The sequence below is a fragment of the Streptomyces sp. NPDC091281 genome (assembly GCF_044757425.1).
Taxonomy (GTDB): Bacteria; Actinomycetota; Actinomycetes; order Streptomycetales; family Streptomycetaceae; genus Streptomyces.
In genome coordinates this window covers 155,780-174,167 of record NZ_JBIVUY010000012.1, presented here as the reverse complement: position 1 = coordinate 174,167, position 18,388 = coordinate 155,780, and the positions used below count along the sequence as shown (strand labels likewise).

Sequence of the window (18,388 nt, the reverse complement as noted above, 5' to 3'; positions counted from 1 at the left end):
ATGACCTCCGCACACGGACGCACCGTGGACGTACCCACCGAGGACGGCGTCGCGGACGCCTATCTCACCCACCCCGGCGACGGGGCGCCCCATCCGGGAGTGCTGCTCTACCAGGACGCGTTCGGTGTCCGCCCGCACCTCAAGGCCATGGCCGACCGGCTGGCCGAATCCGGCTATTGCGTCTTGGTGCCGAACGTGTTCTACCGGCACGGCCCGGCCCCGGTCGTCGAGCTGCCCGACTTCATCGACACCACCGCACGGCCCGACATCCTGGAACGCCTCGGCCCGATCATGCGGTCCCTCACCCCCGACCTCGCGGTCCGGGACGCGGGCGCCTATCTGCGCGCCCTGGCGGAGAACCCGCTGGTGGCGGACGGTCCGGTGGCGGTGACCGGGTACTGCATGGGCGCGCGGCTCGCCCTGCTGACCGCGGGCAGCCACCCGGAGCGGGTCGCCGCCGCGGCCGGCTTCCACGGCGGGCGGCTCGCGACCGAGACACCGGAGAGCCCGCACCTGGTGGCCGACCGGATCAGGGCGGAGCTGTATTTCGGCCACGCCGACGAGGACCCGTCGCTGCCGCCGGAGCAGATGCGACGCCTGGAGAAAGCACTCACCGCGGCGGGCGTGCGCCACCGCTGCGAGGTCTATCCGGGAGCCCGGCACGGCTTCACCCAGGCCGACACGAGCGCGTACGACGAGGCCGCGACCGAGCGGCACTGGGCGGCCCTGCTCGATCTCCTGAAGCGCACCTTCTGACCTGGTTCACGAGGCGCCCCCGGTGAGTTCACCGGGGGCGCCTCCGCATGTTACTTCTGCGTAAATCGTTGACATGACCACTACCTGATGTCAGGTTGAGAGCGCTCTCAAGAACTTCTCGCACTGGCTGCGAGCAGAACGTGAGAGCGCTCTCACCGAGAGCAGCCAACCCCACACCCCCCGAAGTACTCCCCGCACGGAGGTGCAGATTGCTGCGCACCCTCAAGTCCCGCCTCGCGGCGACGACCGTCGTCGCCGCCGTGGCCGGAACCCTCCTCACCGTCGGCCCCTCGGCCGAGGCCGCGGTGCCGGACACCATCCCCTTCAAGATCACCAACAACTCGGCCCGCGGCGAGACGCTGTACATCTACAACCTCGGCACCCAGCTGTCCTCGGGCCGCCAGGGCTGGGGCGACGCCAACGGCACGTTCCACGCGTGGCCCGGCGGCGCCGAGCCGCCGGTTCCCGCTCCGGACGCGGCGATCGTCGGACCGGCGCCGGGCCAGTCGGCCACGATCCGGCTGCCCAAGTTCTCCGGACGCGTCTACTTCTCGTACGGCAAGAAGATCAACTTCAGGCTGGCGACCGGCGGACTCGTGCAGCCCGCGATGCAGAACCCGACCGACCCGAACATCAACACCCTGTTCAACTGGTCGGAGTACACGCTCAACAACGACGGGCTGTGGATCAACAGCACGCAGGTCGACATGTTCTCCGCGCCCTACACGGTCGGGGTGAAGCGCGCCAACGGCACCACGCTCACCGCCGGGGCGCTGAAGCCGGGCGGCTACCAGAACTTCTTCAACTCGCTTCAGGCGCAGGGCGGCGGCTGGGAGAAGCTGATCCAGCGGGCGCCGAACGGCACGATCCTGCGCGCCATCGCGCCGCTGTACGGCGTGGAGACCGGCAAGCTCTCCCCGTCGCTGCTGGACGACTACATCAACCGCGTCTGGCAGAAGTACCGCACGACGACGCTCACGGTGACCCCGTTCGCGGACAACCCGTCGGTCAAGTACTACGGCCGGGTCTCCGGTGACGTCATGAACTTCACCAACAGCTCCGGCGCGGTCGTGACGTCCTTCGTCAAGCCGGACTCCGCCAGTGTCTTCGGCTGCTTCAACAAGCTGGACGCCCCGAACGACCTGGTGCGCGGGCCGATCTCCCGCACCCTGTGCTCGGGCTTCAACCGGACCAACCTGCTGACCAACACCAACCAGCCGGACGTGTCCGCGGCCAGCTTCTACAAGGAGCCGGTCACCAACATCTACTCCAAGAAGGTGCACGAGCAGATGGTGGACGGGAAGGCGTACGGCTTCGCCTTCGACGACGTCGGCCACCACGAGTCGCTGGTCCACGACGGTTCGCCGATCGAGGCCTCCATGACGGTCCAGCCGCTCAACTGACCCGCCGCGCACGGCCGGAGACGCACGGTCGGCACCGGCACGGTCAGGACGACGCCCCGCACGCGGTTCCTCGCGTGCGGGGCGTTGCCGTCGGTGGCGATGCCGCGCGGCCGGTCGGGTCAGGCGTGCGTGGACCGGTGGGTGAGGGGTGCGCGCAGGCCGAGGTGCTCGCGGAGGGTCGTGCCCGTGTACTCGGTCGGGTAGACACCGCGTTCCTGGAGGGCGGGGACGAGCAGGTCGACGATGTCGTCGAGGCCGTCGGGGATGAGGTACGGCGTGATGTTGAAGCCGTCGACGGCGCCGTGCCGGACCCAGTGGGCGAACCGGTCGGCGAGCGAGTCCGGGGTGCCGACGTGGCCGCGCTGGGGGCCGAGGGCGATGACCGTCTCGCGCAGCGACCAGCGGTTGGCCTCGGCCCGCGCCCGCCAGGTGGCGACGACCGCGCGGGGGTCGGCGACGCGCCGGGCGCCGAAGGAACCGTCGTTCTCGGCGACGACCGGGTCCTCGGCGGGGAGCGGGGCGTCGGCGTCCCGGTCGGAGAGGTCGATGCCCCAGAGCAGGCCCGCCACGCCCAACGCGGTGGCGGGGGTGACCTGTTGGAGCCTGATGGCCTGCTTCTTCTCCAGGGCCTCCTCCTCGGTGGCGCCGATGATGATCTCGGTGCCGGGCAGGATGCGCAGGTCGTCCTCGGGGCGGCCGGCGGCCGTCAGCCGGCGGCGGAGGTCCTCGGCGAAGGCGAGCGCGTCGTCGAAGTCGGAGCCGTGCGCGGAGAAGACGACGTCCGCGTTGCGGGCGGCGAAGTCGCGGCCCTCCGCGGAGTCCCCGGCCTGGAAGATCACCGGATGCCCCTGGGCGCTGCGCGGCAGCGTCGGCGCGAGGTCGACGTCGAACTGGTCGCCCCGGTGCGTGACGCGGCGCACGGCGTCGGGGGCGGACCAGGTCTGGGCGCCGGGCGAGCCGAAGACGGCGCCGTCCTTCCAGCTGTCCCACAGGGCGCGGGCCACGGTGAGGAACTCCTCGGCGCGGCGGTAGCGGTCGGCGTGGTCGAGGTAGCCGCCGCGACGGAAGTTGGCGCCGGTCCAGGCGTTGTCGGTGGTGACGACGTTCCATCCGGCGCGGCCGCCGGAGAGCAGGTCGAGGCCGGAGAGGCGGCGGGCGAGGTCGGTGGGTTCGTTGAAGGTGGTGTTGGAGGTGCTGACCAGGCCGATCCGGTCGGTGACGGCGGCGAGCGCGGCGAGCTGGGTCACGGCGTCGGGGCGTCCGGCGATGTCGAGTTCGTGGATGCGGCCGTCGACCTCGCGCAGCCGCAGTCCCTCACCGAGGAAGAACGCGTCGAACAGGCCGCGTTCGGCGGTCTGCGCGACGCGGCGGAAGCTCGCGGGGTCGGTCTGGGAGCCGCTGGCCGGGTCGGACCAGACGGTCCAGTGGTTGACGCCCTGGAAGAAGACGCCGAAGTGGAGGCGCGCGTCGGGCCGGGGCACGTCGAGGGGGTCGGTGCGGGTCATCGGGTCTCCTGCCCGGCGGTGGGGACCGCGGCGGCGTAGCGGTTGGCGGGGCGGTCGAGGCCCAGGTGGGTGCGGAGCGTCGCGGCGGGCAACGGGCGTACGGCGAGGCGCCGTTCGACCAGGTCCGGGATGACCAGGCGGGAGAGGACGGGAAGTTCCTCGTCGAGGACCAGCGGGTGCAGGCGGACACCGTCGACGACGCCCGCCAACTCGGCCAGCAGTGCGACGAGTCCGGCGGCCGGGCCGATGTGCCGCAGACGGCCGGTGGGGGTCCAGGGCGCGTGCCGTTCGAGGTCGGCGACGCGTTCGGCGGCGGTGGCGGCAGGCGTGTCGAGGGCGACCTCGACCTCGGCGAAGGTGCGGGGCGTGCCGGTGCGGGCGGCGGCCGCGGCGACGGCGGCCGGGTCGGTGCCGTCGACGAGGGCGACGTCGAGGAGGGCGGCGGGCACGGCCGCGGCCCGGCCGAACACGACGACCTGGCCCTGGGGCGGGCGGGGCACGATGGCGGGCCCCTTCACCGTGTAGGTGCCGCCGGTGAAGTCGACGTAGTGCAGCCGGTCGCGGTCCAGGTAGCGGCTGGTGGCGACGGAGCGGATGACGGCGTCGTCCTCCCAGGAGTCCCAGAGCGCGCGCGAGACGTCGACGCCGTCGGCGGCCTCGCGGGCGCGGGCGGCGTCGCCGTCCACGAGCGGGCGGCCCCAGGCGCGGGCGGCGCCGGGGGCGGGTTCGTCGCCGACCACCCATCCGGCGCGGCCGAGGGAGATGTGGTCGAGGGACGCCAACTGGCTGGAGACGTGGAAGGGTTCGGCGTAGGTGACGGGGACGACGGGGGCGATGCCGAGGACGCTGGTGCGGGCGGCGAGGTAGGCGGCCCGCTCGACCGCGCCGATCCGGCCGACGACGTCGGGCGATCCGGCGGGCGGCAGGGCGCCGTCCTCCAGGGTGACGAGGGTGAACCCGGCGTTCTCCGCCGCGGCGGCGACGTCCGCGACCCGGCGCGGGGTGAGCAGGTGGTCGGGGGAGTGCGCGGCGCGGCGCCAGGCCGCGGGGTGGGCGCCGTCGCCGTCGATCTCGACGGCGAGCCGCAGGGCGGGGCCGGACATGGGTGTTCCTTCCGAGGGCACGGTGGGACGGCCGGCCCGGAAGGGGCCGGCGGGGTCAGGGGCGCGCGGAAGGACAGACGGCGGAGGCGGTGCGGCAGTAGTCGACGTGCCGCCGGGTGATCAGGCGCGTGCCCGTGCCGGCACCGGCGGGTGCCGCGCCAGGTACGTGCATCGGGGCCTCCACCCGTCCGGATCGGAACGTGGCTCAACCTACGTCGACCGGGGCGGAAGATGTCAAGGGCATCAGATGCACGCGCATGGGCCGGGGCGGGGGCGGCGGCGGGGGCACAGGGTGGGCCGCGCGGAGTCGGGGCAGGGATCGCCTGGCCGGGGCGCGTGGCGGCGGGGCGAGGCCGCGTCCCGTACGCGGCGGCCGGGGCGGTGGCGTTCCGCGGTGGCCCGTGGCGGCCCTCGGCAGGGCGGCGTCCGGCGGCGGCCCGGCCGTGCCGCCGCCGTCCCGGTCCGGATTCCCGTGCCGGACGGCCCGCACATTGCAGGCTCGTGAAATCGGCCCCGAACCGCCCCGGACGGGGATGGCGGCGGGGTCCGGCGCGGTTGTGGACGGCGTCCGCCCGATCCGCCCGACCCGTCAGAGGGAGCGCCCATGACCGTCCAGGACATCGACCGCACCGGTTTCACCGAGGCCTGGGAGGAGTGGCACCGGCAGAAGGAGGGGGTGCTGGCCGGGCCGCACGGCTTCCTCGCCATCACCAGTCTGCGCTGGCTGGGGCCGGAGCCGGAGCGCTTCGAGGACGCGCCGGGCGCCTGGTCCACCACGGAGGAGGGCGTCGTCGTCGACCTCGCGGAGGGCGAGGAGCTGACCGTGGACGGCACGGTGGTGCGCGGGCGGCACGTCTTCGGGGTGATCGCGGAACGCGACAGCCTGTACCCGGTGGCCGGTGACGCGGTGATCGAGGTCGCCAAGCGCGGCGGCCACGACATCCTCCGCCCCCGCCACCCCGACAGCGCGCTGCGCACCGCGTTCACCCGCACCCCCGCCTACGCGCCCGACCCGCGCTGGGTGCGCGAAGGCCGTTTCGTGGCGTACGACGTGCCGCGCGCGGTGACGGTGGGCGCCGCGGTGGAGGGCCTGGAGCACGTCTACGACTCCCCCGGCGAGGTCGAGTTCGAGCTGGCCGGGGAGACGTACCGGCTGACGGCGTTCAACGGGCACGCGCCGGGCACGCTGACCGTGCTGTTCACCGACGCGACCTCGGGTGTGACGACGTACGCGGCGAACCGGGCGCTGTCGCTGGCGGCGCCGGACGCCGAGGGACGGGTGATCGTGGACTTCAACCGGGCGGGCAACCTGCCCTGCGCCTACACGGATCTGGCGACCTGCCCGCTGCCGCCCGCCGAGAACCGGCTGCCGGTGGCGGTCGAGGCGGGCGAGCGCATCCCCCTGGAGCGGGGCGGGGCGGCCTGACCGTGACGGGACGGGCGGGGGCGGCGCGGGTGGCGGTGCCGCCCTCCCCTGCCCAACCGCCCTTCACCGACCGGCGCCCCTCTGCCGACGGGCGACCCTCCCGTGCCCGGCCGTCCTCCGCCGACCGGCCGTACTCCGCTGCCCGACCGGCTGCCGCCGCCCAACTGCCGTCCCCTGGGCGGGCGTCCGCCCAGGTCGGTTGCTACGGTGCGCCGGTGTCTGACTCCTCACGTGATACCGCCCGAGGCGCCGGTTGGGGCGCCACCGACCGCGGCTCCTACAGCCGGTTGATGCCCGACGGCATGAAGAAGGTGTCCTGGCTGGACCCGAGGACGCTGTGGGCCGCGCGCAACGGTGTGCTGGCGTCCTGGTTCGGCGACCCCACCGGCCGGACCAGGTCCCGGTGGGTGGCGCAGCGCGCGGCGGCCGGGGCCCCGGCCGACCGGGTGATCCGGCGCACGGACCCGGACCGCTTCTCGTTCCTCGTCATCGGGGACACGGGCGAGGGCGACGACCCCCAGTACGCCGTCGTGCCCGGCCTGCTGACGGTCGGTCAGGACACGCGGTTCGCGGTCCTGGCGAGCGACGTCGTCTACCCGGTGGGCGCCGCCGACGACTACGACGCCAAGTTCTTCCGCCCGTACCGCGACTACCGGGCGCCGATCTACGCGATACCGGGCAACCACGACTGGTACGAGGATCTCGGCGCGTTCATGCGGGTGTTCTGCGACGACGCGCCGCCGCTGCCCGCGGCGCCCGCGCCCCGGCCGCCGAGCCGGGCCTGGCTGCGCGGGCTGCTCTGGCACCGGCCGCGCCGCCTCGACGGGCAACGCCTGGACGAGGCACGGCGGTTGCGGGGCGAGCCGTCCCAGCAGGCCGTGCAGCCGGGCCCGTACTGGGCGATCGACGCGGGCCCGATCCGTGTCATCGGCATCGACACGGGCCTGCTCGGCACCCTGGACGCCGAACAGGGCGCCTGGCTGCGGGAGGTGGCCCGCGGGCCCCGCCCGAAGATCCTCGTCACCGGGTCGCCGCTGTACGTGGACGGCGCGCACCATCCGTGTGCCATCGAGGGCGGCGGCACGGTGGACGAGATCGTGCGCGACCCGGAGCACCGGTTCGTCGCGGCGATCGGCGGCGACATCCACAACTACCAGCGCTATCCGGTGCGGTTGGCGGACGGCCGGACGCTCCAGTACGTGGTGTCGGGCGGCGGCGGCGCCTTCACGCACGCCACGCACACCATTCCGCGGGTCGCCGTCGGCGGGGTCACCGAGGCCGGCTTCCGCTGCTATCCGCTGCGCGGCGACTCCCTCGCCTTCTACAGCCGCCTGTACGGCCGCCGCCTGCGGCTGCGCCGCTTCTTCACGCTCTCCGAGGCCGAGGCGACGGCGGTGATCGCGGAGCGGCTGGGCATCCCGCCGACCCGGGGTCCGGGCGCGGAGGTCCGGATCACCCGGCGGGTCCGGCTGGTCGCGACCCTGCTGGGGACGGCCCGCAGGCCGGACCGGGGGGCGCGGCTGCGGCTGCCGGTGCGGAAGATCTACACCTCGGTGTTCTCCCCCGGCTCGGCGACCTACAGCCCGCCGTTCTTCAAGAGCTTCCTGCGGCTGGACGTGAGCCCGGAGAGCATCCGGCTGCGCTGCCACGCCGCGACCGGGAACCTGGCGCAGGAGCTGGACCCCCCGGTGGAGGACGAGGTCGTCATCCCGCTGGGGCCACCGCCCCACTGACCTCACATTTCCCCGCATACTGCGACAATCAGAAAAGCACCGGTTGTGCGGCGGTGGCCGCCGCCCACGTTGGAGGAACCCATGCCGACCACCCCCCGCCCGCTGCGCAAGCTGGGCTTCCTCACCATCGGCCTGTTCGACGGCGCCGACCCGGGTCCGGGGCACGAGACCACCCTGGAGATCATCGAGCTGGGCGAGCGGCTCGGCTTCGACAGCGCGTGGGTGCGCCACCGCCATCTCCAGTACGGCATCTCCTCGCCGGTCGCGGTGCTCGCCGCCGCGTCGCAGCGCACCCGGCGCATCGAGCTGGGCACCGCGGTGATCCCGCTGGGCTGGGAGAACCCGCTGCGGCTGGCGGAGGACCTGGCGACCGTGGACGTCCTGTCCGGCGGGCGGCTCAACCCGGGGGTGAGCGTGGGCCCGCCCGCCCACTACGAGCAGATCCGGGAGGCCCTGTACCCGGACAGCGGCGACACCGAGGACTTCGGGTACGGCCGGGTGCGGCGGCTGCTGGACCTGGTGCGCGGCGAGAGCGCCTCGGACTTCAGCGGTGTCGAGGGCTTCGAGGTGTTCTCCGACCGGGTGCAGCCGCACTCCCCCGGCCTGGGCGGCCGGTTGTGGTACGGCGGCGGCAGCCTCAACTCGGCCCGCTGGGCCGGGGAGCACGGCATGAACCTCCTCACCAGCAGTGTGGTGAAGCCCGAAGGCCCGGACGACACGCGGGACTTCGCGGAGATCCAGCTGTCCCACATCCGCGCCTTCCGGGCCGCGCACCCGGCGGGCGACACGGCCCGGGTGTCCCAGGGCCTGGTGGTGATCCCCACCGACACCGCGACCCCCGAACAGCGGGTGCGCTACGAGGAGTTCGCCGCCCAGCGGCTCCCGCGCACCAGGTCCCCGCAGGGTCCGGCGCGCCTGCTGTTCGCGCCGGACATCGTCGGCACGTCCGCCGAGATCGCCGAACGCCTGCACGCGCACGCCGCGTTCCGGGAGGTCGATGAGGTGGCCTTCGCCCTGCCGTTCACCTTCACGCACGACGACTACGTGCAGATCCTCACCGACATGGCGACCGGACTGGGCCCCGCGCTGGGCTGGAAGCCCACCACCTGAGCCCACCGCCTGAGCCCACCACCTGAGCCCGCCGCCTGAGCCCGAGGCCCGAGCCCGGCAGCGGGCCGCACCCGCGCCCGCCTGCCCGCGTCGTTCACCAGCGGCCGGGCGCGGTCCCCACCAGCGGCTCCGAGGCCCGGCCGTCGACCCCGACGGGCACGTCCCCGGCGAGCATCACCCGGTGCATGGTGCGGGGGAAGCCGAGGTGGGCGTTGTCGCTCGGGGCGAGGTGGATGGTGGCCCGGTTGTCCCAGAAGGCGACGCTGCCCGGCTCCCAGCGGAAGCGGACCGTGTACTCGGGCCGGGTGGCCTCGGCGAGCAGCATGTCCAGGATCGCGGCGCTCTCCGCGCGGGAGAGGCCGCGGATCTGCTCGACGTAGTAGCCGTTGACGTGGAGAATCCGCTCGCCGGTCTCGGGGTGGACGCGCACCAGCGGATGGACGGTGGCGACCTGGTGGTCGAGAAGGTGGCGGACGTACGCGTCGTCGCCGGGGCGGGGCTGGTAGCCGACCCCGAGCCGGTGCTCGGCCCGCAGCCCGTCCACGAACTGCCGTACGGGCGCGGAGAGTCCCGCGTAGGCGGCGGCGAGGTTGGACCAGGTGGTGTCGCCGCCGTAGGGCGGCACGGTCTCAGCGCGCAGGATCGTCGCGGCGGGCGGGTCGACACGGGCCCCGTGGTCGCAGTGCCAGCCACGCAGCAGGGTGTGGCGGCGGCGCGCGAGCCACTCGTCGTGCTCCATCCCGAACCGGCCTCCGAGTTCGAGGCGGTCGGCGGTGGTCTCGATCTCGGGCACCCCGGCCGGGGAGGCGCCGCCGCGCCGGGGCAGCACGACGGGCTCGCCGAACCGGCGGGCGAAGGCCACGTGCGCGGCGTGGTCGAGGCGCTGCCCCCGGAAGAACACGACCTTCCAGTGCAGGACGGCGGCCCGGATCGCGGCGGTGGCGGCCGTGTCGAGGCCGTCGGCGAGGTCGACGCCGGAGATCTCGGCGCCGATGTGTCCGGCGGCGGGCCTGATCTCCAGCCCGGCGGCCCGCACGGCCCGCTCCACGGCCTCCGCGCCGCTGGTCCGGCCGCCGGTGCCGGTGTCCGGGGTGGGGGTCGTCGTCATGGGTGCTCCGTTCGTCGCCACGTCGGTCGCGTGGTCCGTCGGTGGGTCGGTGCGTCGGTGCGCGGGTCGGTCGGGGCCCGCTCCGTTTGGTCGATCCCGGTGCCGTGCCCGAGGCTGGAGGGACGACCGAGTCGAGGAGAGACCTGATGGTGACCGGCATTCCCACCCACACGCTCGACGACACGACCGCGCTGCCCGCCGTGGGCCTCGGTACCTGGCCGATGGACGACGAGCAGGCCGAGGAGGCGGTGGCGGGCGCGCTCGCGCTGGGCTACCGGCTGGTGGACACGGCGACGAACTACCGCAACGAGACGGGCGTGGGCCGCGGTGTCGCCCGCTCGGGCGTGCCCCGCGAGGAGATCGTGGTGACGACGAAGCTCCCGGGCCGCCACCACGGCTACGAGGAGACCCTCGCGTCGTTCGAGGAGTCGCGGCGCCGCCTCGGCGTGGACCGGGTCGACCTGTACCTGATCCACTGGCCGCTGCCCCGCGTCGACCGCTACGTGGACTCCTGGCGGGCCATGGTGAAGCTCCGCGCGGACGGCCTGGTGCGCTCCGTCGGCGTCTCCAATTTCACGGCCGAGCAGATCGAACGGCTGGAGCGGGAGACGGGGGTGCTGCCGTCGGTGAACCAGATCGAGCTGCATCCGCTGTTCCCGCAGGCGGCGCTGCGCGCGTTCCACGCGGCCAAGGGCATCGTGACGGAGAGCTGGAGCCCGCTGGGCCGGGGCTCGGACGTGCTGTCCGATCCGGCGGTGGTCGCGGCGGCCGAGGCGCACGGGGTGACGCCCGCGCAGGCGGTCCTGCGCTGGCACGTGCAGCTCGGGGCGGTCCCCGTGCCGAAGTCCGCCGACCCCGCCCGGCAGCGCGCCAACCTGGAGGTGTTCGGGTTCGAGCTGGACGCGAAGGAGATGGCCGCCATCGGCGAGGCCCCGCACCGCCGGCTCGGCGGGGACCCGGACACGCACGAGGAGTTCTGAGCGGAGCGGAGTGCGGGCCCGTGCGCCGACGCACCGGCGTACGGGCCCGCCGCGTCGGGGCGTGCCGCGTCCGGGCCCGCCACGTCCGGGCACGCCGCGTTCAGGCCCGCCGCTGCCGTGCACCCCGCTCCGCGGCCCCCCGCCCTCACGCACGCTGCGCGCGCAGCGCCTCCAGGGCACGGTCGGCGTGGGTGTTCATGCGCAGCTCGCTGCGGACCACCTCCAGGACCCGGCGGTCCTGCCCGATGACGTAGGTGACGCGCTTGGTCGGCGCGAGGGAGAAGCCGCGCTTCACCCCGAACAGCTCCCGCACGGTGCCGTCGGCGTCGGACAGCAGCGGCATGCCGAGGGTGTGCTTGTCGGCGAACTCCTGCTGCCGTTCGACGACATCGCCGCTGACGCCGACGGGGCGCGCGCCGACGGCGGCGAACTCGGCGGCCAGGTCACGGAAGTGGCAGGCCTCGGCGGTGCAGCCCGCGGTGAGGGCGGCCGGGTAGAAGAAGAGGACGACCGGTCCCTCGGCGAGCAGTCCGCTGAGGCTGCGCGGCGTCCCGGTCTCGTCCGGGAGCGTGAAGTCGTCGACCAGGTCGCCGGTTTCGAGTGCCTTGCTCATGCGTGTTCCTTCGCTTTCCGTGCGACGTCGCGGGCCCACAGCACGAGGGGCACCTGGACGGGCAGCCGGCCGAGGGCCGCCGCCTTGTGGGGGGTGGGGCGGTGACGGGAGTCGACCGCCATCTTGACGTTGCCGGGGAGGACGCCGACGAAGTACGCGGCCGTCGCCAGGGCGGCCGTGCGGCGGGTGCGGGGCAGCGCGACCCCGGCGGCCAGCGCCAGCTCGACGACGCCGCTGGCGTACGTCCAGGCGCGCGGGGTGCCGGGCAGGGAGCGCGGAACCATGGCGTCGAAGGGGCGGGGCACGGCGAAGTGGGCGGCGCCCGCACCGGCCAGCAGGCCCGCGAGCAGCAGGGACGAGCGTGCGGACCGGTTCACGGTTCCTCCTCGGAAGTCCTGGCGCGCGATATTACGCCAGAGTAGGAACGCGGTTCCCGGCGGGGCGGCCGGCCCGGTCCGTTCAGGGGAATCCGGCGGGCGGCGGGCGTGCGCCGGGGCGGGGACGGCGACACCTCCCCCGTGACGCTCCCGTTCATCGCCCCCATGCTGGCCACCGCGGGCACCCTGCCGCCCGTCGCGCAGGACGCCCGCTGGGCCTACGAGACCAAGCAGGACGGGCAGCGGGTCATGGTCTACCTGCCCGGAGACGGGACCCTGTCGCTGCGCGCCCGCTCGGGCGAGGACATCACGGCCGCCTACCCCGAACTGGCCGCGCTGGGGGCCGTCCAACGTGGCACGCCCGCCGTGCTGGACGGGGAGATCCTGGTCCTCGACGCGAGCGGCCGGGCCGACTTCCAGGCGCTCCAGTCCCGGATGGGGCTCGTCGGGGCGCCGGAGCGGGCGGCCCGCCTCGCGGCCACCGCGCCGGTCCATCTGGTGCTGTTCGACGTCCCGTACCTGGCCGGCCGCTCCCTCGTCCGGCTGCCGTGGGTACGGCGCCGGGCCGGGCTGGAGGAGCTGGAGCTGCGGGGACCGTTCTGGTCGACGCCGGGCGCGCTCGTCGGGCACGGCCGTGAGGCGCTGGCGGCGACGCGGGAGCACGGGCTGGAGGGCCTGGTCTGCAAGCGGCTGGACTCGGTGTACGAGCCGGGGGTGCGGTCCCGGTCCTGGATCAAGATCCGCAACATGCGGACGGCGGACGTCCTGGTCGGCGGCTGGCTCCCCGGCAAGGGGCGGCTCGGCGGGCGGCCCGGCGCGGTGCTGGTGGGCCAGCGGTCGGCGACGGGACTGCGGTACGTGGGGCGGGTGGGCACGGGCTGGAGCGAGGCCGAACGCACCCGGCTGGCGGGGCTGTTGGCGGAGGCGGCGACCGGTGTCTGCCCCTTCGAGCCGGTGCCCGCGGTGCCGGACGCGCGCTGGGTCGTGCCCCGGCTGGTCGGCGAGGTCCGCTTCAGCACCCGGACCCGGGCGGGGCTGCTGCGCCAGCCGTCCTGGCTGCGCCTGCGCACCGACCTCACCGCCCGGGAGTCGGCGGCGGACCTCCCGGAGGGCGACGGGCAGGCCCCACCCGGCGCCTGACCGCACCGGACGCCGTCCGACCGGCGCCGCACGGCAGGTGACGGAGTCTCAAAACAGCCGCATTGTGCGGCACTTCACTCGGGAGACGCCCGTCACCTCTTGGCGCGGGAGGGGCGATCGGGCACACTGCGACCGTTTCGGAACCCGTCGTCCCCCAGCCGTTCGTTCGGCTGCGCGCGGTCCCCGAGGAGGACTCAGTGCCGTCACCGACGTTCAGGGCGCAGCGCACCAGATGGCTCACCGGCCTGGCCGGAGCCGCCGCGCTCGTCATCGCCTTCCCCGCCGTGGCGTTCGCCGCCCCGCCCGGCGCGCTGCCCGCGAACGCCGAGGCCGCCGAGTTCGCCTACCAACCGGCCTTCGACTACGACAAGGACGGCTGCTACGCGACGCCCGCCATCGGCGCCGACGGCGGCGTCAACGGCGGCCTCAACCCGACGGGCGCGCTCAACGGCAGTTGCCGTGACGCCTCGGACCTCGCCAACACCAACAGCTACTCCCGCTACAAGTGCGACAGCGGCTGGTGCGCCTACCTGTACGGCCTGTACTTCGAGAAGGACCAGGCGCTTCCCGGCAGCGGCCTGGGCGGGCACCGGCACGACTGGGAGCACGTCGTGGTGTGGGTGCAGGGCGGCCAGGTGAAGTACGTCTCGACGTCCGCGCACGGCAACTTCAAAACGACCGCCGCCTCCGGGGTCCGCTTCGAGGGCACCCACGCCAAGGTCGTCTACCACAAGGACGGCATCAGCACCCACTGCTTCCGGCTCGCGACCTCGGGCGACGAACCGCCGGAGAACCACCGCGGCACCTGGCAGTACCCGGCGCTGGTCGGCTGGAACGGCTATCCGGCGGGCCTGCGCGAGAAGTTGAGCACGCACGACTTCGGCAAGGCCAACTTCGGCCTGAAGGACCCCAACTTCGGCAACCACCTCACCAAGGCGAAGCCGTCCGGGATCACCTTCGACGCCTACGCCTGACCTGGAACGCGCGCCGCCGGGGCGGAGCACGGACAAGGAGACGGGAGGGAAGGCGGGGCACCGGAGGAATCCGGGGGCAGGTCGAGGGAGACGCCCGGAGAACGGCCCCGGCGGGGGTCCGCCGGGGCGGAACGGCGCACCGCACCCCTCCCGTGGGTCTAGGGTGTCCCGCATGTCCGTTCCGGAACTCATCCGTATCGTCTCCCGCGACTCGCCCATGGCCCTGGCCCAGGTGGAGCGCGTCCGCGCGGAGCTGGCCGCCCTCCACCCCGGTGTGCGCACCGAGGTCGTGCCGGTGAAGACCACCGGCGACACCTGGATGGGCGATCTGTCCCACGTGGAGGGGAAGGGCGCGTTCACCAAGGAGGTCGACGCGGCGCTGCTCGCCGGGCAGGCGGACCTGGCGGTGCACTGCGTCAAGGACGTCCCCGCCGACCGGCCGCTGCCCGCGGGCACGGTGTTCGCCGCCTTCCTGAAGCGGGACGACATCCGTGACGCCCTGGTCCACCTCGGCGGTCTCACCCTCGACGAGCTGCCGCCGGGCACCCGGATCGGTACGTCCTCGGTGCGCCGGGTCGCCCAACTGGCCGCCACCCACCCGCATCTGGAGTGCGTGCCGTTCCGCGGCAACGCCAACCGGCGGCTGGCGAAGCTCGCGGCGGGCGAGGTGGACGCGCTGCTGCTGGCGGTGTCGGGGCTGGAGCGGATCGGTCGGCAGGACGTGATCAGCGAGGTCCTGTCGCCGGAGACGATGATGCCGCCGATCGGCGCGGGCATCCTCGCCCTCCAGTGCCGTGAGGGCGACAGCGCGGTGATCGACGCCGTCAGCGGGCTCGGCGATCCGGCGACCCATCGGGAGGCCACAGCCGAGCGGATGTTCCTGCACGTCCTCCAGGGGCACTGCAACAGCCCGATCGCGGGCTACGCGCGCGTCGACCGCAGCGGCGAACTCTCCCTGCGGGCCTGCGTGTTCACCCCGGACGGCAAGACGCGGCTGAACGCCCACGAGTGGGCGGGTCCGCTCGACCCGGCGACGCTCGGCACCTCGGTGGCCGTGGCGCTGCTGCGGCAGGGCGCCCGCGAGATCATCGACGGCATCGCCCACTGAGCACACAAGTCACCCCGACCCGGCGCCGACCAGGTCAGGCCGTGCCCTCTTCAGCCTGGTCCCGCAGGAAGTTGCTGACCTGCCGGGCCAGGCTGTCGCGGTGGGGCCCGGCGGCGGTCTCGGCGGGCCCCTCGTGCAGGCCGACGCCGCCCACCCACATCCGGCGGCCCGCCCACTCCTCGTCGGCCCGCAGCTGCACCTGGACGTCGACGACGTCGAGCGCGTTCTCGGGTCCGGCGGCGTAGAGCACGGCGGTGACCCGGCGCAGCGGGTAGACGTCGAAGCCCTCCACGAACTGGGAGTTGCGCCAGTCGACGAAGGCGCTCTCCCCGTCGGCGCCGAGCCGGACGTCGATCTGCCCGTCCTCCAGGTGGACGCAGCAACTGCGTTCGCCCCGGTTCTCGACGGTCACCCGCAGACAGAAGTACGTCAGCCCCTCGGCCGCCTCGTCCCGTCCCCGCGGCGGCTCGGCCCGCTCCAGTCGGTGGACGCGGACGCGCAGACCGGCATGCTCGTCGTACTCGTGCCAGTCCCCGACCACGTTCGGCTCGTACACAGTCCACCTCTCGACTTCTACCGGCTGCTTCCTATCCGTGGGCTCAGCGCACTGTCAAATGAGCGGATTGGGCCGTGGCCAGGCCCTTCATCCCTTTTGATCGTTGATCAAGCCGTGCGCAGCGGGAATCCCGGATCGGGTGGCGCGGCCGGCCGCGCGGGCGTGCCGTACATCACGTCGGCGGCAAGATCAGCGGGCGAGCCGGCCGAGCAGCGCGGAGGCGGCGGCGACACCGAGGGCGGCGGCGAGCAGGAGCACGCCGAAGTCGAGGGCGAGGTGGGCGGGCGTACCGAGGAGGAGTCCGCGCAGGGCGTCGACCTCGTAGCTGAGCGGGTTGGCCTTGCTGACCGCCTGGAGCCAGCCGGGCATGACGTCCACGGGGTAGAGGGCGTTGGAGCCGAAGAACAGCGGCATGGTGATCGCCTGCCCGATGCCCATGAGGCGGTCGCGGCTGAGGACGATGCCCGCGATGGTCATCGACAGGCAGGCGAAGAAGGCCGATCCGAGGACGACGACCGCGGCGACGGCGAGGAGGCGCAGCGGGTTCCAGGTGAGGGCGACGCCGAGCAGGGCCGCGATGACGACGACCACGAGGGCCTGGATCACCGACTTCACGCCGGCCGCGAACGCCTTGCCGGTGACGAGCGCGGCGCGTGGAGTCGGCGTCACCAGCAGCTTGTTGAGGACGCCCGCGTCCCGCTCCCAGATGATCTGGATGCCGTAGAAGATGGCGATGAACATGGCGGACTGGGCGATGATGCCGGGGGCGAGGTAGTCGAGGTAGGGGACGCCGCCGGTGGGGATCGCCTTGAGGCGGGTGAAGGTCTGACCGAAGATCAGCAGCCAGAGCGCGGGCTGGACGGCGCGGGTGTACAGCTCGGTGCGGTCGTGGCGCAGCTTCTGGAGTTCGACCGCGCACATCGCGCCGACGCGGGCGGGCAGCACCCGCCATCCGGCGCGCGGGACGGGCGGCCGCAGCAGCAGGCCGATGCCCTGGAGGCGGTCGGGGTCAGCCGACGCGGTGCGCGGTGCGGCGGGTGCTTCGGACATCGCGGAAGTCTCCTGACTGGTCGTCGAGTCCGCTGCCGGCGACGTCGCGGAAGACGTCCTCCAGGGTGGGCGGCGGGTCGGTGTCCGGGGTGCCGCGCCGGGCGCCGAGTCCCCGGCGCAGTTCCTCGGGCGTGCCGAGGGCGCGGACGCGGCCGTGGTGCATGAGGCCGACCCGGTCGCAGTACTGGTCGGCCTCGTCCATGTAATGGGTGGTGACCAGGACGGTCATGCCGGTGGCCGCGCGGACGGCGGTGATGTGCTCCCAGACGCTGGTGCGGGCGATCGGGTCGAGGCCGATGGTCGGCTCGTCGAGGATGAGCAGCCGGGGCGCGCTGACGAGGGCCTGGGCGAGTTCGAGTCGGCGGACCATGCCGCCGGAGTAGGTCTTGGCGAGCCGGTCGGCGGCGTCCGTGAGGTCGACGGCGGTGAGGGCCTGGGCGACCCGTTCGGCGCGTTCGCGGCGGGGGACGTCGAAGACGCGGGCGAAGAGGGAGACGTTCTCCCGGCCGGTGAGGCCCGCGTCTGCGGAGAGCTGCTGCGGGACGTAGCCGAGGAGGCGGCGGACGGCCATGCGGTCGGTGGCGGCGTCGTGGCCGAAGACCTCGATCCTGCCCGGCGGGACCGGGAGGAGGGTGGTGACGCAGCGCAGGGCGGTGGTCTTGCCCGCGCCGTTGGGGCCGAGCAGCCCGAAGACCTCGCCCTCGTCCACGGTCAGGTCCAGCCCGTCGACGGCGCGGGTCTCGCCGAAGGCGTGCGTGAGCCCGGTGCAGGCGACGGCGTACGCGGGGGGCGTGGCGGTGCTCATACGTCCTCGGCCTTCTGTCCGGCCCCGGCGGGCCGGGCGGGTGGTGCGGGCTCGGCGGCCCCGGCGTCGTCCTCGCGCAGGCGTACGGAGAGGGCGCGCAGGGCGGGCAGCGCGGCGCGCAGGGCCGCCCGGTCGGCGGGGCCGAGTCCGGCGAGGTGGCGTCCGACGAGTGCGGCGCGCCGTTCCTCCCAGTCGCGCAGCCGGTCGCGGGCGGCCGGGGTGAGGCGCAGGCGGGCGGCGCGCCGGTCGGCGGGGTCGGCTTCCCGGACCAGGCGGCCGTCCTTGACCAGTTGGTTGACCAGGGTGGACACCGAGTTCCCGGCGAGGTGCAGCTCCTTGGCGGCCTCGGAGACGCCGATGCCGGGGTGGTCGTCGACGAGGCGGAGCAGTTCCACCTCGGCGCCCCGCAGCCGGGGTGCGGTGAGTCCGGCGCGCAGCCGCCGCCTGAGCAGCCGCTGGACGCCGACGAGCGTGTCGGCCAGCTCGGCCGGAAAACCGGCCGGGAGGGGGCCGTCGGCGGTCTCGCCGTTCGCGCGGGTGTCCATACGGTCGACGTTACCTCTGTGTCAGAGCTAATGGATTCAAGGGCCGGTCAAGCCCGTCCCTCCAGGGTTCGGGAGGCGTGGGCGGCGGGCTGTCGC

At 74.0% G+C, this 18,388-nt stretch carries 18 protein-coding genes; 9 read left to right on the top strand and 9 right to left on the bottom strand.

Annotated features, from left to right (window positions below):
* Together ACIQPQ_RS28195 and ACIQPQ_RS28190 are read left to right on the top strand one after the other, a co-directional pair.
* On the top strand, positions 1-756 hold the full coding sequence (locus ACIQPQ_RS28195) for a dienelactone hydrolase family protein (protein ID WP_401309001.1): 756 nt from the start codon (positions 1-3) through the stop codon (positions 754-756).
* A gap of 209 nt (positions 757-965) precedes the next feature.
* On the top strand, positions 966-2,159 hold the full coding sequence (locus ACIQPQ_RS28190) for a glycoside hydrolase family 64 protein (protein WP_401308998.1): 1,194 nt from the start codon (positions 966-968) through the stop codon (positions 2,157-2,159).
* A 119-nt stretch (positions 2,160-2,278) separates the two neighbouring features.
* Here ACIQPQ_RS28190 and ACIQPQ_RS28185 read toward each other — a convergent pair whose 3' ends face one another.
* Both ACIQPQ_RS28185 and ACIQPQ_RS28180 read right to left on the bottom strand, forming a co-directional pair.
* On the bottom strand, positions 2,279-3,664 hold the full coding sequence (locus ACIQPQ_RS28185; protein ID WP_401308995.1) for an NtaA/DmoA family FMN-dependent monooxygenase: 1,386 nt from the start codon (positions 3,662-3,664) through the stop codon (positions 2,279-2,281).
* Positions 3,661-4,767: an LLM class flavin-dependent oxidoreductase gene (locus ACIQPQ_RS28180; RefSeq protein WP_401308992.1), complete on the bottom strand. Its 1,107-nt coding sequence runs from the start codon at positions 4,765-4,767 to the stop codon at positions 3,661-3,663. Before ACIQPQ_RS28180 ends, ACIQPQ_RS28185 begins: the two co-directional genes overlap by 4 nt.
* A gap of 604 nt (positions 4,768-5,371) precedes the next feature.
* Between ACIQPQ_RS28180 and ACIQPQ_RS28175 the strand changes: the two genes are divergently transcribed.
* From ACIQPQ_RS28175 to ACIQPQ_RS28165, 3 genes are all read left to right on the top strand, one after another.
* The gene (locus ACIQPQ_RS28175) at positions 5,372-6,193 is read left to right on the top strand and encodes a DUF1684 domain-containing protein (RefSeq protein ID WP_401308989.1); all 822 of its coding nucleotides are present in this window, start codon (positions 5,372-5,374) and stop codon (positions 6,191-6,193) included.
* A gap of 215 nt (positions 6,194-6,408) precedes the next feature.
* Positions 6,409-7,926, top strand: coding sequence for a metallophosphoesterase family protein (locus ACIQPQ_RS28170; protein WP_401308986.1), 1,518 nt, complete (start codon positions 6,409-6,411; stop codon positions 7,924-7,926).
* Between the two features lie 81 nt (positions 7,927-8,007).
* A complete protein-coding gene (locus ACIQPQ_RS28165; protein ID WP_401308984.1) occupies positions 8,008-9,036 on the top strand; it encodes an LLM class flavin-dependent oxidoreductase in 1,029 nt (342 codons plus the stop codon).
* Between the two features lie 94 nt (positions 9,037-9,130).
* Here the strand turns inward: ACIQPQ_RS28165 and ACIQPQ_RS28160 are convergent, their stop codons facing one another.
* Positions 9,131-10,144 (bottom strand): TauD/TfdA dioxygenase family protein, encoded by a 1,014-nt coding sequence (locus tag ACIQPQ_RS28160; RefSeq protein WP_401308981.1) that lies wholly within the window; start codon positions 10,142-10,144, stop codon positions 9,131-9,133.
* 149 nt (positions 10,145-10,293) lie between these two features.
* Here ACIQPQ_RS28160 and ACIQPQ_RS28155 point away from each other — a divergent pair, with 149 nt between their 5' ends.
* Positions 10,294-11,124: an aldo/keto reductase gene (locus ACIQPQ_RS28155; protein WP_401309307.1), complete on the top strand. Its 831-nt coding sequence runs from the start codon at positions 10,294-10,296 to the stop codon at positions 11,122-11,124.
* A gap of 145 nt (positions 11,125-11,269) precedes the next feature.
* On the opposite strand, the gene ACIQPQ_RS28150 is transcribed toward ACIQPQ_RS28155, so the two are convergent.
* Together ACIQPQ_RS28150 and ACIQPQ_RS28145 are read right to left on the bottom strand one after the other, a co-directional pair.
* Complete coding sequence (locus ACIQPQ_RS28150) at positions 11,270-11,737, bottom strand: peroxiredoxin (RefSeq protein WP_383778544.1); 468 nt, start codon at positions 11,735-11,737, stop codon at positions 11,270-11,272.
* Positions 11,734-12,114, bottom strand: a complete 381-nt coding sequence (locus tag ACIQPQ_RS28145; protein WP_401308978.1) for a DoxX family protein — start codon at positions 12,112-12,114, stop codon at positions 11,734-11,736. The genes ACIQPQ_RS28150 and ACIQPQ_RS28145 overlap by 4 nt, the downstream gene beginning before the upstream one ends.
* A gap of 141 nt (positions 12,115-12,255) precedes the next feature.
* Between ACIQPQ_RS28145 and ACIQPQ_RS28140 the strand changes: the two genes are divergently transcribed.
* The 3 genes from ACIQPQ_RS28140 to hemC all read left to right on the top strand — a co-directional run bounded on the left by ACIQPQ_RS28140 (position 12,256) and on the right by hemC (position 15,336).
* Positions 12,256-13,254, top strand: a complete 999-nt coding sequence (locus tag ACIQPQ_RS28140; RefSeq protein ID WP_401308975.1) for an ATP-dependent DNA ligase — start codon at positions 12,256-12,258, stop codon at positions 13,252-13,254.
* A gap of 197 nt (positions 13,255-13,451) precedes the next feature.
* Complete coding sequence (locus ACIQPQ_RS28135; protein WP_401308972.1) at positions 13,452-14,228, top strand: NPP1 family protein; 777 nt, start codon at positions 13,452-13,454, stop codon at positions 14,226-14,228.
* 172 nt (positions 14,229-14,400) lie between these two features.
* Positions 14,401-15,336, top strand: coding sequence for a hydroxymethylbilane synthase (hemC, locus tag ACIQPQ_RS28130; RefSeq protein WP_401308970.1), 936 nt, complete (start codon positions 14,401-14,403; stop codon positions 15,334-15,336).
* Between the two features lie 34 nt (positions 15,337-15,370).
* On the opposite strand, the gene ACIQPQ_RS28125 is transcribed toward hemC, so the two are convergent.
* The 4 genes from ACIQPQ_RS28125 to ACIQPQ_RS28110 all read right to left on the bottom strand — a co-directional run bounded on the left by ACIQPQ_RS28125 (position 15,371) and on the right by ACIQPQ_RS28110 (position 18,292).
* Positions 15,371-15,892 carry a hypothetical protein gene (locus ACIQPQ_RS28125; RefSeq protein ID WP_401308967.1) on the bottom strand — a complete coding sequence of 174 codons (522 nt, stop codon included), beginning with the start codon at positions 15,890-15,892 and terminating at the stop codon, positions 15,371-15,373.
* 189 nt (positions 15,893-16,081) lie between these two features.
* Positions 16,082-16,942 carry an ABC transporter permease gene (locus ACIQPQ_RS28120; protein ID WP_383778538.1) on the bottom strand — a complete coding sequence of 287 codons (861 nt, stop codon included), beginning with the start codon at positions 16,940-16,942 and terminating at the stop codon, positions 16,082-16,084.
* A complete protein-coding gene (locus ACIQPQ_RS28115) occupies positions 16,902-17,747 on the bottom strand; it encodes an ABC transporter ATP-binding protein (protein ID WP_401308963.1) in 846 nt (281 codons plus the stop codon). The genes ACIQPQ_RS28120 and ACIQPQ_RS28115 overlap by 41 nt, the downstream gene beginning before the upstream one ends.
* Positions 17,744-18,292 (bottom strand): MarR family winged helix-turn-helix transcriptional regulator, encoded by a 549-nt coding sequence (locus tag ACIQPQ_RS28110; protein WP_401308960.1) that lies wholly within the window; start codon positions 18,290-18,292, stop codon positions 17,744-17,746. Before ACIQPQ_RS28110 ends, ACIQPQ_RS28115 begins: the two co-directional genes overlap by 4 nt.
* Positions 18,293-18,388: the final 96 nt, after the last annotated feature.

Coding starts and splice junctions, on each gene's coding strand:
- ACIQPQ_RS28195 (WP_401309001.1), top strand. CDS start 1: ATGACCTCCGCACACGGACGCACCGTGGACGTACCCACCGAGGACGGC.
- ACIQPQ_RS28185 (WP_401308995.1), bottom strand. CDS start 3,664: ATGACCCGCACCGACCCCCTCGACGTGCCCCGGCCCGACGCGCGCCTC.
- ACIQPQ_RS28180 (WP_401308992.1), bottom strand. CDS start 4,767: ATGTCCGGCCCCGCCCTGCGGCTCGCCGTCGAGATCGACGGCGACGGC.
- ACIQPQ_RS28175 (WP_401308989.1), top strand. CDS start 5,372: ATGACCGTCCAGGACATCGACCGCACCGGTTTCACCGAGGCCTGGGAG.
- ACIQPQ_RS28165 (WP_401308984.1), top strand. CDS start 8,008: ATGCCGACCACCCCCCGCCCGCTGCGCAAGCTGGGCTTCCTCACCATC.
- ACIQPQ_RS28160 (WP_401308981.1), bottom strand. CDS start 10,144: ATGACGACGACCCCCACCCCGGACACCGGCACCGGCGGCCGGACCAGC.
- ACIQPQ_RS28150 (WP_383778544.1), bottom strand. CDS start 11,737: ATGAGCAAGGCACTCGAAACCGGCGACCTGGTCGACGACTTCACGCTC.
- hemC (WP_401308970.1), top strand. CDS start 14,401: ATGTCCGTTCCGGAACTCATCCGTATCGTCTCCCGCGACTCGCCCATG.
- ACIQPQ_RS28120 (WP_383778538.1), bottom strand. CDS start 16,942: ATGTCCGAAGCACCCGCCGCACCGCGCACCGCGTCGGCTGACCCCGAC.
- ACIQPQ_RS28115 (WP_401308963.1), bottom strand. CDS start 17,747: ATGAGCACCGCCACGCCCCCCGCGTACGCCGTCGCCTGCACCGGGCTC.
- ACIQPQ_RS28110 (WP_401308960.1), bottom strand. CDS start 18,292: ATGGACACCCGCGCGAACGGCGAGACCGCCGACGGCCCCCTCCCGGCC.